At 28.1% G+C, this 14,166-nt stretch carries 15 protein-coding genes; 3 read left to right on the top strand and 12 right to left on the bottom strand.

Translation table 11 applies throughout. The annotated features are described in order from the left end of the window. The first annotated feature begins 81 nt into the window (after nt 1-81). A complete protein-coding gene (locus ACRC8M_RS03835; protein WP_023050084.1) occupies nt 82-813 on the top strand; it encodes a LytR/AlgR family response regulator transcription factor in 732 nt (243 codons plus the stop codon). Between the two features lie 29 nt (nt 814-842). Here the strand turns inward: ACRC8M_RS03835 and ACRC8M_RS03830 are convergent, their stop codons facing one another. From ACRC8M_RS03830 to ACRC8M_RS03805, 6 genes are all read right to left on the bottom strand, one after another. Beyond that, a complete protein-coding gene (locus ACRC8M_RS03830; RefSeq protein WP_023050085.1) occupies nt 843-2,240 on the bottom strand; it encodes a carbon starvation CstA family protein in 1,398 nt (465 codons plus the stop codon). Nucleotides 2,241-2,352: 112 nt separating this feature from the next. Beyond that, nucleotides 2,353-3,102 (bottom strand): EI24 domain-containing protein, encoded by a 750-nt coding sequence (locus tag ACRC8M_RS03825; protein WP_023050086.1) that lies wholly within the window; start codon nt 3,100-3,102, stop codon nt 2,353-2,355. 90 nt (nt 3,103-3,192) lie between these two features. Next, a complete protein-coding gene (locus ACRC8M_RS03820) occupies nt 3,193-3,825 on the bottom strand; it encodes an OmpA family protein (RefSeq protein ID WP_023050087.1) in 633 nt (210 codons plus the stop codon). 102 nt (nt 3,826-3,927) lie between these two features. Next, complete coding sequence (nox, locus tag ACRC8M_RS03815) at nt 3,928-5,262, bottom strand: H2O-forming NADH oxidase (protein WP_023050088.1); 1,335 nt, start codon at nt 5,260-5,262, stop codon at nt 3,928-3,930. A 157-nt stretch (nt 5,263-5,419) separates the two neighbouring features. Continuing rightward, a complete protein-coding gene (locus ACRC8M_RS03810) occupies nt 5,420-6,967 on the bottom strand; it encodes a YfcC family protein (protein WP_245576451.1) in 1,548 nt (515 codons plus the stop codon). Between the two features lie 28 nt (nt 6,968-6,995). Continuing rightward, nucleotides 6,996-8,354 (bottom strand): Sapep family Mn(2+)-dependent dipeptidase, encoded by a 1,359-nt coding sequence (locus ACRC8M_RS03805; RefSeq protein ID WP_040406546.1) that lies wholly within the window; start codon nt 8,352-8,354, stop codon nt 6,996-6,998. Between the two features lie 112 nt (nt 8,355-8,466). Between ACRC8M_RS03805 and ACRC8M_RS03800 the strand changes: the two genes are divergently transcribed. Then, nucleotides 8,467-9,264, top strand: coding sequence for a MerR family transcriptional regulator (locus ACRC8M_RS03800; RefSeq protein ID WP_023050091.1), 798 nt, complete (start codon nt 8,467-8,469; stop codon nt 9,262-9,264). A 35-nt stretch (nt 9,265-9,299) separates the two neighbouring features. Here ACRC8M_RS03800 and ACRC8M_RS03795 read toward each other — a convergent pair whose 3' ends face one another. The 4 genes from ACRC8M_RS03795 to rbr all read right to left on the bottom strand — a co-directional run bounded on the left by ACRC8M_RS03795 (nt 9,300) and on the right by rbr (nt 12,153). Then, on the bottom strand, nt 9,300-10,046 hold the full coding sequence (locus ACRC8M_RS03795; protein ID WP_403559374.1) for an MBL fold metallo-hydrolase: 747 nt from the start codon (nt 10,044-10,046) through the stop codon (nt 9,300-9,302). Between the two features lie 134 nt (nt 10,047-10,180). Further along, nucleotides 10,181-11,047, bottom strand: coding sequence for a DMT family transporter (locus ACRC8M_RS03790; RefSeq protein ID WP_023050093.1), 867 nt, complete (start codon nt 11,045-11,047; stop codon nt 10,181-10,183). A 12-nt stretch (nt 11,048-11,059) separates the two neighbouring features. Beyond that, nucleotides 11,060-11,470, bottom strand: coding sequence for a DUF1499 domain-containing protein (locus ACRC8M_RS03785; protein ID WP_023050094.1), 411 nt, complete (start codon nt 11,468-11,470; stop codon nt 11,060-11,062). A gap of 104 nt (nt 11,471-11,574) precedes the next feature. Continuing rightward, nucleotides 11,575-12,153, bottom strand: coding sequence for a rubrerythrin (gene rbr, locus ACRC8M_RS03780; RefSeq protein WP_023050095.1), 579 nt, complete (start codon nt 12,151-12,153; stop codon nt 11,575-11,577). A gap of 117 nt (nt 12,154-12,270) precedes the next feature. Here rbr and ACRC8M_RS03775 point away from each other — a divergent pair, with 117 nt between their 5' ends. Continuing rightward, entirely contained in the window at nt 12,271-12,783 is a 513-nt protein-coding gene (locus tag ACRC8M_RS03775; RefSeq protein WP_023050096.1) for a nitroreductase family protein, read from the top strand. Nucleotides 12,784-12,812: 29 nt separating this feature from the next. Here ACRC8M_RS03775 and ACRC8M_RS03770 read toward each other — a convergent pair whose 3' ends face one another. Together ACRC8M_RS03770 and ACRC8M_RS03765 are read right to left on the bottom strand one after the other, a co-directional pair. Continuing rightward, nucleotides 12,813-13,319 (bottom strand): pyridoxamine 5'-phosphate oxidase family protein, encoded by a 507-nt coding sequence (locus ACRC8M_RS03770; protein ID WP_023050097.1) that lies wholly within the window; start codon nt 13,317-13,319, stop codon nt 12,813-12,815. A 103-nt stretch (nt 13,320-13,422) separates the two neighbouring features. After that, nucleotides 13,423-14,166 (bottom strand): ATP-binding cassette domain-containing protein (locus tag ACRC8M_RS03765; protein ID WP_438527932.1); only part of this gene is annotated, 744 nt, incomplete at its 5' end.

Raw genomic sequence — 14,166 nt, 5'->3', positions numbered from 1 at the left:
CTTATATATGGTAAAGGTTTATTAATTGAAAAACTTGAAAAAGGAACTAAAATATCATTTTATATAAATCAGGAGGAATAGATGCTTAATTGTGTAATTATTGAAGATGAATTCCCTGCTAGAGAGGAGTTAAAATATTTTATTAATAACAACAATAATTTTCAAATCAATAAAGAGTTTGAAAATCCCATAGATGCCTTAAAGTATATTGAAGGAAATAATGTTGATGTTGTTTTCTTAGATATAAATATGCCAGAATTAGATGGGATGAGTTTAGGTAAAATCATACATCGATTTAACAAAAATATAAAGTTAGTTTTTATAACAGCATATAAAGATTTTGCAATAGATGCCTTTGAAATTAAAGCTTTTGATTATATTCTAAAACCTTATTCTGAAGAAAGAATTATAAAAGTTTTAAATAATTTAGTAGAAGAACTTGATAAAAATGATAATGAAAATCTAATTAAAGATTTTAATATCAAAAAAATAACTGTAAATCTAGATTCTAAAATGGTTGTTTTATCTACTGATGATATACTCTATATTGAAGCTGATGAAAAAGAAACTCATATTTTTACAGCATCTAATATGTATACCTCTAAATTAAAAATCTCACAACTTGAAAATATTTTATCAGAAAATATCTTTTTCAGAGGACATCGTTCTTATATTGTAAATATTGATAAGATTGTTGAAGTAGAACCCTGGTTTAATGGAACTTATATCTTGAAAGTTTCAAACTGTAACTTTAAAATTCCTGTTAGTAGAAATAAAGTTAAAGAGCTAAAAGAGATATTAACTATAAAATAATAAAAAGGAGCTTTTTAAGCTCCTTTTTATTATGCTTTAACAGCCTCTTTTTTATTTATCTTCTTTAAGAATAATCCTAAAGCAACTATTGCTCCTGCTATACCAACTACATATCCTATTGTTTCTGATAATCTAAATCCTTCTGGTGCTATTAATATATATGTAGTAACAACTGCTGTCATAAATACTCCTGGAATTGTTGCAATCCAGTGATTTTTTCCTTCATTTGCTAAATAAACTGCTCCTGCCCATAAAGCTATTGTAGCTAATGTTTGATTTGCCCAAGCAAAATATCTCCAAATTATTGCAAAATCTATAAAACATAATCCAATTCCCACTGCAAATAATGGTATTGCAATTATAAATCTATTTTTTACAGGCCCTTGCTTATAGTTTATTGCATCTGCAATAGCTAATCTAGCACTTCTAAAAGCTGTATCTCCAGATGTTATTGGACATGCTACAACTCCTAATAGTGCTAAAGCTCCTCCAACTTTACCTAAAATACTATTTGATATTGTATTTACTACAACTCCTGCTGGACCAGCATTCATTAATCCTTCTGTTCCTCCAAAGAATGTCATCGCTGCTGCTGCCCAAACTAGTGCTATAACTCCTTCTGCTATCATTGAACCATAAAATATTCTTCTACCTTCTTTTTCATTTTTCATACATCTAGCCATCAACGGAGATTGTGTTGCATGGAATCCTGATATTGCTCCACAAGCTATTGTTATAAATAAATATGGATATATAGATGTTCCTTTTGGATGAAGATTTACCATTGAAATTTCTGGAATATTATATCCTTTTAAAATTAATCCTCCACCAATTCCAATTCCCATTATTATTAATGATGCTCCAAATATTGGATAAATTTTTCCAATTAACTTATCTACAGGAAGAACTGTCGCTAACATATAATAAGCTACTATTACTGCTACCCATGTCAATGTATTTATACTTGTCATACTTGCTAAAATTCCTGCTGGTCCATTTACAAATACAACTCCTACTAATACTAGTAAAACAACTGAGAATACTCTCATTATTTTTTTTGCATTATCTCCCAGATAATGACCTACAATCTCTGCTATTGTTGCACCATCATGTCTAACAGATAACATACCTGATAAATAATCATGTGTTGCTCCTGCAAATATACATCCAAAAACTATCCATAAAAATGCTGCTGGTCCCCATAAAGCTCCTGCTACTGCACCAAATATTGGTCCTAATCCAGCTATATTTAAAAACTGAATTAAAAAAGCTTTCTTCCAATCTAATTCAACATAATCTACTCCATCTGCTAAACGCACTGCAGGAGTTTCTCTGTTTTCACTTACTCCAAATACTTTTTCAACATACTTTCCATAAATTACATAACCTAAAATTAAAGCTATTAATGATCCTATAAAACTAATCATTTTAAACCTCCCTTTTTTTGATTTCTTTTCACAATAGATTATAATACTATTTCGGAAAAAAAATAACTCTTTTAGAATAAAATGATTATTTTAATACTTAAAAAGCTTTTTTTTACTCCTTAATTACATTTTGGAGCTTCAAAATTTTCAATGTTGTCATTGTAAAAGCAACAATACTAATAATAGGTCCTATAACTATACCTATAACAGGGATAAAATATATCAACGTAAATATTCCGCCTCCTAAAGTAAATACCATTCTATTTTCCTTCATAAATTTGGCACTCTCTTCTGGAGAAAATCTACGTCTTTCTAAAGTGTAATCAACAAAATTATACGATATAAAATAACTTTGTATTAAAAAAATCAAAATAGGAACGATTAAGTTTACGATAGGTATAAAACCTAATAAAATTACAATAAAAGTGTAAATTATTTCTTTTACAAAGCTTTTACTTGCTATTTTTATACCTCTAAGTATAAAATTAAAATTTTCTTTTAAAGTAAATCTATATTCAGTTCCTTCTTGATAGTTTTCAATTTTTTCTGAAATATAGCTAAAAAATGGAGCCAATATACCTAAAAGTATTGTTTTAAAAAAGAAATATTCAATAGCTACCATTATTGTTCTAATTATAAAAATAATAAGCCATCTAAATAAACCTGCATAACTCTTAACATCAAAAATAATATTTATTTTATTGAAGATCCAATCTCCAATATAAGCTGAAAGCCAATAAAAAAATATTAATATTATTATCCCTACAACTCCTCCTATAAAATATCCCCATGATAATTTTAATTTTTTTATAATTCCGGGAGCTTTTAAATAACTTTCTAACATTAATCTTATTTTCTCCATTTTAATTCACCTTCTCTTTTTTATATATCTACTATTTTTTTTAAAATTTCTTCTACAAATTAAAAAAAGGCTAAAAAGCCTTTTTTTTAATTATTGTTGGTATATATTTATTTCTACTCTTCTATTTAATGCTCTTCCTTCTGGAGTAGCATTTGAAGCAACTGGATTTCTATCTCCATAACCTATGCTAGAAATTCTACTTGGTGATACACCTTGTGCCGCTAAATAGTTAGCTACACTTTGGGCTCTTTGTAGTGATAAATTTAAATTTGAGTTAGGATTTCCTGTGTTATCAGTATATCCTGAAACTTGAATTTTTGTCTCTGGATATTTATTCATAATATATGCTATTGAATTTAATGGTGCATAGAATCCACCGTTTAAAACAGCACTACCACTCTTAAATGATGATTCTCCTGGTAATCTTAAATTTATATTATCTTTATTGTTAGTAACTGTTATATTTGTACTGTTTAAAGCATTTAAGAACTCTTTATACTGAGCATCTTTGTACGCTCCCCATCCTAGTCCTGCTAAAGCTCCTATTCCAGCTCCTATCAAAGTTCCCTTTGTATCTTTTCCAACTAGCTGACCTATTAGTGCACCTGCTGCTGCACCTTTTACAGTACCACTAGTTTTTTTATTTGTTGGTGTTGCTGAGCTACATGCTCCTAATAAAGATGTTGTTAATAATAACATAGCCATTATTTTTTTGTTTCTCATTGTTGTTCCTCCTGTAACTGATACTATACTCTATTATCTAATATCTCTAGTTACATGTCAAGAAAGTATATTATTTTTATTAACTCTATCTATTTATATGTTCTACTTCGCTCCTAATGCTGCCATAGTAATATAGTTGTATGGTTGATTAAAATGAGGTAAGAAGAATATATCTAATAATTTTATTTTATCTATTGTCACTTTTTCTTGAATAGCTAATGAGAACATATGAATTCCCATAGAAATATCTTGTCTTGATGCCATTTGAGCACCTAAAACTCTTCTTGTATTTTTATCGTAAACTATTTTTAAAAATACTTTATCATTATCATGCTCTATAAATCCAGGTTTTTGTAAATCTGCAAACTCTGTGGCTACAGCATCATATCCTAATTTTATAGCTTTTTCTAGTGTTAATCCTGTCGAAACCATGTTTAATCCATAAATTGAAATTCCATTTGACCCTTGAACACCTATACTTTCAAGTTCTGTTCCACACACATTATGAGCTGCAACAATTCCTGAACGAACTGCGTTTGTTGCTAAAGCTATATAATTTGTATCTTCTATAGAATTATCATATATTGTTGCACAATCTCCTATAGCATAAACATCATTTAAACTTGTTTTTTGAGTTAAATCAACTTTATAAGCACCATTTCTAAATAGTTCTAAAGATTCTTTTCCTAAGATATTATTTGGTATAAATCCAACTGCTAAAATAACCATATCTGCTTTATATGTTTTTTTATCAGTTATTACTTCTTCTACTTTGTCTGTTCCTTTTAACTCTAAAACTTTCTCTCCAAAATTTACATTTATTCCATTTTTCACAAGGTTTTCTTTCATCATTTCTCTAAATTCTAAATCATAGTATCCCGATAAACAACTATCACTTAAATCAACTAGCTCTACATTTTTTCCACATCTTTGGAAAGCTTCTGCTAATTCAACACCTATGTACCCTGCTCCAACTACTACAATATTCTTTAAATCTTGATTTTCTAATTTTTTTATTACATCTTCAGCATGTTGATATAACTTAACAAATTGAACATTTTTTAAATCCTTACCTGGAATTGGTAAATCTATTGGCAATGAACCTGTTGATAATATTAATTTATCATAACTTTCCGACACTTCAATACCATCTTTATTTATTCCATATACAACTTTATTTTCAAAATCTACTTTTTTAATTTCAGTTTCCATATGAACTTTGGCTCCATTACACTCTAATTTTTCTTTAGAAGAGTAGAATAATCCTTCAGGCCCTGATATTTGTTTTCCAATCCATAACGCCATTCCACACCCTAAAAAACTGATGTTTGAATTTTTATCAAATACTACAACCTCTTCATTTGGGTAATTTGATAAAATTGTGTTGATTGCCGCTGTTCCAGCATGATTTGCTCCAACTACTACTATTTTACTCATCTTTTTTGCCTCCTAAAATTCATTTTATTTGATATTCAATCAAAGTATACCTTTTCAGTATTGTAAAGTCAAATTTTTTTAGAGTAAAATATGACCCGTCATTCTAGTATTTTTTAATCAAAAAAAACACAGAAGGATAAACCCTCTGTGTTTTTTATTAAATTAATCCTAAAAATTGTGATACTGAAATTAATATACATCCTGCTGCTAACATTGTTATAAATATCTTTAATACAAATTTTAAATATCTATCATATGGAACATTAAATAACTCTAAAGTTCCCATGGTTGTTGCACTGGGATAAATTCCAGACATAAAATTTATACCTAGTGTAAATGCTGATATCAACATTATCTGTCCACCTATAACTCCTACATTGGAATTTTGAAATAATGCCATTGCAACTGCTCCAAGTATAGGCATTGTTATTCCTGCTACTCCACTTGTTGATTGTAAGAAACATCCAATTCCAACATATGCTAAAATTGTAGCCACTGAGAATGCCCAAGCTGGTATTCCTTGTAATGCTGATTGAATCCAATATACAAACGTTACTGACATTCCTGAAGTTTTACTTCCCATTAAAACAGATATTCCATTAGCTATTGCTAAAACTAATACAACCCCTAATAAATCTTTCGCACCTGATGCAAATTCTTTTACAAATTTATCTTCAGGAATTTTATTTATAAATCCTATTAAAATTGATCCTAAAAAGAACACAAAAGAAAACTCTCCAAAATACCAATCTCCAAGAGGAGTGATGTATTTAGCTCCTAATATATCTCCTAATAATGGTATTTTTGCTAATAAATATATCGGTGCATTTATAATATCTTGAAAGTTAGATCCATCTGCAAACTTAATTTCATACCAAGGCATATAACCTAATATTAATAAAACTATAATTCCTATTAATACCATAATTGACCAAAATCTTTTCTTAGTTAATTCAGGAAGATGTCCTTGCTCGTGAGTCATAGTTTTTACATCAATATCAGCTACAAGAGATTTTTCTTTATTTTTTTTAACTTCATTTGCATACTTAACTGTAAAAAATAGTCCAATGGCATAAAGAAGTACAAATAAAATTAATCTCAATACCATTCCACTTCCTAAAGAAAGCTCGGGATTTCCAATTGCTCCAATAGCTGCTCCTGTTGAAAATGGATTTACAACACTCGCCATATTACCAGCTGTTGCTCCAACTGTTAAAACAGCCAATCCTGTTATCACATCATATCCTGCCAAAACAAATAAAGGCACTATAACAATTGAAAATGCGGGTATCTCTTCCCAAAATCCAAACACACTACCAAAAACAGCAAAAACAAACATTAAAATTGCTATTAAAGTAGTTCCTGTATATTTTTTTAGCAACGCTCCAATTCCAGCATCCATTGCACCTACAGAATTTATTAATCCTAAAAAAGCTCCAGCCATTAAAATTGCAATACTTACTGAACTTGATTTTTCAAATCCTTGTATTGGTGCCATTAAAATATTCCAAATTCCTGCTGGCTGACGACCCAAACCTTTTACTACTTCTCCAGCATCATTAACAATAGCATTATAGATTACTTCTTTTACGCCATTATTACTTACAACAACTGATTGTGGAACTATCCAAGTTAAAGCCCCTGTTATTACTAAAAATATAAAAACAATAGTATATGCACTAAACATCTTTCTTTCTTTTTTCAATGTTCTCAATCTCCTCTAGCAATATTTTTTAAACTCTAAATTTTTCAAAAGCTTTCATATATATTTTCATAGCCATTTTCATATCATCTAAAATTATATACTCATTAGGTTGATGCTCTGTCTTAGGACTATTTGGTAAAACATATCCGAATGCCACACAATTATTTATCGCTCTAGCGTATGTTGCTCCACCTCCAGCTATCGGCTGAGATTCCATATCACCAGTTACTTCTTGGTACGCTCCCATTAGTGTTTTTACTAACTCTGAGTCAAGAGGAGTATATATAGACTTTAAATAATCATGTTGAGAATACTCAAATCCATATTCCTTTGCTTTTTCAGTTAAAGTCTTAACAATTATTTCTTTATCATAAGTAACTGGAATTCTCATATCTATACATAAAATCTCATTCTCTGGTGTAAATTCAATTTTACCAACATTAAATTTCAACTCTCCCGAGTGCTCATCTTTAACTTCTCCAAATATTGGCTCTGCAAAGTTATATCCAATTAAATTCTCAACTATAAATTTACCCGATTTTGTTTCTACTCCACTTAAACTCAAAGCATGTAGATATCTGTTTATAGCGTTTACTCCAGTTTCAGCTACTTGAGCATGAACACTTTTTCCTATAATTTCAATTTTATTATCTTTTTCTGTATACTCATATTTTAATTTATCCAAAGCTTGCACTAATCCTGCTGTTTTTTCAACTAAAATACTTGAAGGAACTGAGTTAAAAGCATCACCACCTTTAAATACCATTCCACTTTGATTTTTTGCTGTTAATTTACATTGTAATAATCCTTTTTCAGCATATATTAAAGGAAATTTAGAATCAGGTGTAAATCCAACTGTAGGCATCTCCTCTTTTTCAACATATCTAGGCATGTCTCTCCATAAATTTTCTTCATCCGTTCCAAATATAAATCTCACTCTATAGTTTAAATTAAAACCGCAATCTAAAAGTGTTTTTAAAGCATAAATAGCTGCTAATGTTGGGCCTTTATCATCTTGTGATCCTCTTCCATAATATTTACCATCTTTTATTATTGGCTCAAATGGAGGATTTTCCCACTTATTTAAATCTCCTGGAGGTACAACATCTAAGTGTCCTAAAACTCCAACTAATTTTTCTCCTTCTCCAATTTCAGCATACCCATAATATCCTTCTGGGTCTATAAACGTCTTTAATCCTAACTCCTTACAAATATCTAACATTGTTTCTAGAGCTTTTTGAATATCCTCGCCAAAAGGGAATCTATCATCGTTCTCTTTCAAAAAACTAGGAATTGAAACTATTCTGTCTAAATCCTTTAAAAATTTAGGAAAATTTTCTTCCATCTTCTTATACAATCTTTCTTTTTCTTGAATTTTTGTGTTCATTTTTCCTCCTATATGCATTTTTATTTGTTGTGTGTTGCTATTTGTAGATATTTATCATATCTGCTATAATTATATAGTATAAAGTATACTTTATAGTCAAGGGGGTAATTTATTGAAACTTTATAAAATTAGTGAAATTGCTAAAACATTTAATATAAGCAGAGAAACTCTTATCTATTATGATACTATAAATTTATTTAAACCAGCATATATTGATCAAGAGAATGGTTATCGATACTATAATGACGAAAATATCTCTGATTTATACTTTATAAGTATGTTAAAAAAAGCTAACTTTTCTTTAAAAGAAATTAAAGACTATATCAAATGTAAAAATACATCTGATAGTATTGAACTACTTAATAAAAAACTACAACAAATTAAAGATAAAATATCAATTCTTCAAAATTCAGCAGAATTTATTTCAGACAAGATTCAAGAGATTGAAAATATATCTAATCAAGATGGCTGTACTCCTTTTCTTGAAACTTTAAATGATGTCTTTGTTTTTCAAATAGAAATTTCTGAACCAAAATCTGAAAAAGAACTCATTGAAGGAATTCATACTTTAAATGAACTTCGAAAAAAATATAGTTTAGAAAAAGCTAAAAGAATAACAATTTTAAAAAAAGATGATATTTTAAAAAATGAATATTTTAAAATAGATCGAATTGGAGTTATTGCATCTAGTGTTTCTAATCATTATATTGACTTCAATTTAGTAGTTTCAATTTATCATAAAGACTTCACTCAAAAAATAGGTGAAAGTTACTTCAAACTACTCAAATTTATAGATGAAAATAACTTTAAAATTTTGGGTGATTCTATCGAAACCTTTAGTGATGTAATTGTTAATGCTGGAAATTGCATGGGACAAACCATAAAAATATCAATACCAATAGAAAGCTAGTTCGTTATGAACTAGCTTTCTATAAATATATTTTTTTAAATTTCTAATTTACTTCCTGTTTGAATTTCAAAAACTTGAAATCCACTATTTTTTTCAAGTTTTTTAATTCCAAATTCACCAGTACAATGACATGGGAAAATAGTATTTATACTTGTTTTATTTAAGTATTCTATCAAATCATCTATATATTTCTCATTTTTATTTAAACTAGTTCTACTTGATAGATGAAGCCCACCTATTATACTATGTATCTCAATTTTTTCTGTTTTACATTGCTCTAAAATATTCTCTATTCCTATATGTGCACATCCAACAAGCAGAGTATTAATATTATTTTCTTTTATTATCATATGTAACTCATGTTTAAAACTATCTTTTTCATACTCACCATTTTCATTTTTCATATAAAGATTTTCATTAATTGGATTATCACTTTTCTTATCAAAACAATGAAATAAATATATATTCTCTAAATTAAATGTATTTTGAATAAAATTAAATCTTTCAACATCTAAGTATTCATAGGGTATACCTATATCTATATACGCTCCTAATATTTTTTTATAATGTTTATCAAAATAATACTCACTACAATATATTTTAGCTTTCTTATTTTTTTTTAAAAAGTATGGTAATCCTCCACCATGATCTTTATGACCATGAGAAAGGACTAAATAATCTATTTCCTCTAGATTAATTCCTATTTTCTCTGCATTTTTCCAAAATTTTTTACTTTCACCTACATCAAATAATATCTTTTTCCCATTTGTTTTTATGTACAAAGAGAGGCCATGCTCCTTTACTAAATCTTTATTTAAACTTTTATTTTCTACCAAGACCTGTATCTCTATCTTATATCCCTTCCTTTTTTATTTATTAAAAATAATTATATTGTTTTTAAACTTAAAAATCAAGATTATAATATAAAAAATATCGTAATTCCAACAAAAGATATTAAAGCACCTATCCCCTCTAATATACTAACTTTTTCTTTAAAAAATATAATTGATATAGGAATTATTAATATCGGGCTTGTTGCTGCTAAAGTGCTTACAATTCCGACATTTGCATATTTCATAGCTTCTACTAATGCAGTTACTCCTAAAGTTGCCACAATAGTCCCTAAAACTATATATATCATACCTTTTTTATTTAAAATTCCTTCTTTTATATTTGACCATTCTTTTTTTAAAGAGATATAAACTATAAAAGCTAAAATCGCTGGTATTGTTCTAACTTGAATTGTTGCAAAAGAATCATAATCAATAGAACCTAATCTGGTAAAAACAATTCCTAAGCTTTCTCCTAACATTGCTAATAAAGCATATATAAATCCAACTTTTGAAAACTCTTTATCATTTTTCTTTTTCAATATAACAATAGCTATTCCAATTATTGTTAATAGCATTCCTAAAACTTTAAATCCTTCTATTTTTTCTCCTAGTATAAAAAAGCTTAAAATCGAAACAGCTATCGGACTAAATGTCATAACTAATAAAGTTATTCTTGGTCCTATTTTAATATATGATTTATATAAAAAAAAATCTCCTAAAAACAAGCCAAACAATCCTGAAATAGATAAAAATTTAAATGATTCCTTTGTTACATCTAAAGGTAAAACTAACCCTCTCTTCACATACGTTATTACTCCTAAAAACAACATAGCTATAACTAATCTTATCAAATTCACTGCTAACGTTCCTGTTTCTTTACTTGCTCTCTCTAAAAATACAGAGCTTCCTACCCACCCAAATGCTGCAGCAAGTGCTAAACTTTCACCCAATTTAATTCCCCCTTATTTTAACTCTTCCCTTATCTTTTCCATTCTTTTTCTATTTACTCCAAAATCATACCATCCTGTTTGAGCTGCTGATCTTATATTTATTACATTTTTTTCTGGTTCTATCTCAAAATCTGCTATATCTTCAAATCCAAAAAATTTACTATAAAAAGCTACTTTTAAAAAATTTCCCTTATCTTCTAAAATTTTACCTTGAAATTTTTCTATTACTTTTATAAGTTTCTCTTTCACATTTCCCTCTTTATCATCTATAGATATTGGTTTAATATAATGTTTTGTATCTTTTGCCTCACTTGAAACACAATTCGGTGTACTTGGACATTCTTTTAACATGATTTTATCGCTCCCCTCTCCTAGTAAAATTGAAAAATAACAAATAAAAATTATTATTAATTTTCTCTTCATAATTTCTCACCCCTTTATTTTTAGTATACCTTATTTTTCTACTAAAAAACAATTTTTTTACAATAAAAAAAGTGGAAAGAAATTTATCTCTCCACTTTGATATTTTAGTAATTAATACACTCTAACTCAAACTCTTTTTGCTTCTCTAAACAAGATGGGCAAACTTTTGGTGCCTCTATTCCTTCGTGAACATAACCACACTTTCTACACTTCCATCTTACATCGTTATCTTTTTTAAATACATGATCTTCTCCTAAATTTTTTAATAATTTACGATATCTTTTTTCATGTAATTTCTCAACTTCTACAATAACTTTAAATGCTGCTGCAACTTGAGGAAATCCCTCTTCTGTAGCAACTTCTGCAAATCCAGGGTATAACTCTGCCCACTCTTCATATTCTCCTGCTGCCGCTTCCTCTAAATTTTCCATAGTTGTTCCAACTATTCCTGCTGGATAAGTTGCTGTTATCTCAACTGGTCCACCTTCTAAATATGAGAAAAATCTTCTTGCATGATACTGCTCATTTAAAGCTGTTTCCTCAAATAATGCAGCAATTTGCTCATAACCTTCACTTCTAGCCTTATCTGCAAATAGTGTGTATCTCTGTCTTGCTTGAGATTCTCCTGCAAAAGCTTTTAATAAATTTTGTTCAGTTTTAGTTCCTTTTATAGATTTACCCATTGGTATCCCTCCTTTGAATTCTTTCTTGAATATTGTTCAAAATTTTTTTGATTTTCCTTTTTATTTTTTTATTTATATGTTAATATTAAAAAAATACTAATCTAAACAGGAGGATTTATGGATTTTTTATCAAGAAGATCAATTAGAAAATATACTTCACAAAATATTGAAAAAGAAAAATTAGATGAAATACTAAAAGTGGCTTTAACTGCTCCTACTGGAAGAAATTTAAAACCATTTGAGTTGATTCTAATAAAAGAAAAAAATGCATTAAATAAGCTATCTCTATCAAAATCTATTGGATCTGCTATGTTAAAAGAAGCTAATGCAGCCATTATTGTCTTAGGTAATCCTGAAATTTCAAATACTTGGAATGAAGATGCTTCTATTGTTTCTTTCAGCATACAACTTAAAGCTTTTGAACTAGAACTTGGAAGCTGTTGGATAAATGTTAAAGATAGAAAAACAAGCGATAATACAGAATCAGAAGAGTATATTAAAAATAATTTTAATATACCTAGTCACTTAAAAATAGTTTCTATCATTTCCTTAGGTTATCCAAATGAACACAAACCTCCACATGATGATAAAGATATGGATTTTTCTAAAATTCATTTAGAGAAATATTAAAAAAAGCCAAAATTAATTGGCTTTTTTTACTATCTATGAGATTTTTTATCTCCTGTCATTTGAACAACATCTCCATCTTTTAAATTATATGCTTGTCCAAATCCTTTTACAAATCTTCCATTAACTATATTTAACTTTACTAAATGAAAATCTTGCATTTTACGAACAACTTTCATTCCTTCTCCAACTTTCTCTTCAAAAGCATCTAATATTACATCAAATTTTTCATCTCTTTCCTTAAATTCAGCTACTACATTGTATCTTAATCTCTTTCTTACTAGAACAGAAGCTGCATCTTTCTCATCTTGTAAAAACATAATTTCAAATTGAGGATTATCTTTTAAATTATCAAAATGATCTCCAATTTCACTAATGTAAATATACCCTTCTCCTTCGAAATTTAAGTATGGAGCATATGTCACATCAACATCTCCATTTTTAGATTTTGTTCCTAATATAACTGATTTAAAGTCTCCTCTAAACTCTTCTACCTCTTTTTTTATTTGTTCTTTATCAAATTTTATTGGCATCATCATAATTATTTTTTTCTCCTTTAATTTTGTTAATCAAACTATTTAAATATATGATATATTTTTTAACAAACTTTGTCAAGAATATTTTATACCTTTATTGTGTATTTTATAAATTTCCAGCTTTGTACATATTAAAAAATACACCTTTTTTATCAATTAAACTTTGAAAATCGCCTATTTCCTTAATTCCATCTTTACCTAAAACTACAATTTTGTTAAATTTTTTAAGTGTATTTAATCTATGAGCTATTGAAATTATTATTTTATCTTCAAATTTCTGTAGAATATTATCCATTATTTTTTTCTCTAAAATATTGTCCAATGCTGAAGTTCCTTCATCTAAAAATATGATTTCTGGGTCTTTTAAAAATAATCTTGCCATTGATAGCCTTTGCTTCTGTCCTGAACTCAATTCAATTCCACCTTGGCCTAGTTTTGTATTTTCTTTCTTTTCTAAACTTTCTACAAATTCTTTTAATTCAGCTAATTCTAATGCTTCTTCTATCTCTTTTTTTGTTGCATCTCTTTTTACTACTTTTATATTCTCTAATATTGTTTCATTCATCAAACTATCTCTCTGATCGACTATCGCTATTTTATTTAACAAACTTTCTCTATCTACCTCATGGATGCATAAATCATTTATAAAAATTGTATTTTCTTCAGGTAAAAATGTTCTTTTTAAAAGTGAAAATATTGTTGTTTTTCCTACTCCACTCTCTCCAACAAATGCTACTTTTTCTCCTTTTTCTATAGTTATTGATAAATTTTTTATAACTTCTTGTTTACCAAATGCAAAATTTAATCCGTCTACCTTTATGCTGTCTATATTTTTTTCTATAATTGTATT

The sequence above is a fragment of the Cetobacterium sp. genome, assembly GCF_051653945.1.
Lineage (GTDB): Bacteria > Fusobacteriota > Fusobacteriia > Fusobacteriales > Fusobacteriaceae > Cetobacterium_A.
Note: the sequence above shows the minus strand (reverse complement) of the source record. Positions and strands in the feature narration are given on the sequence as shown.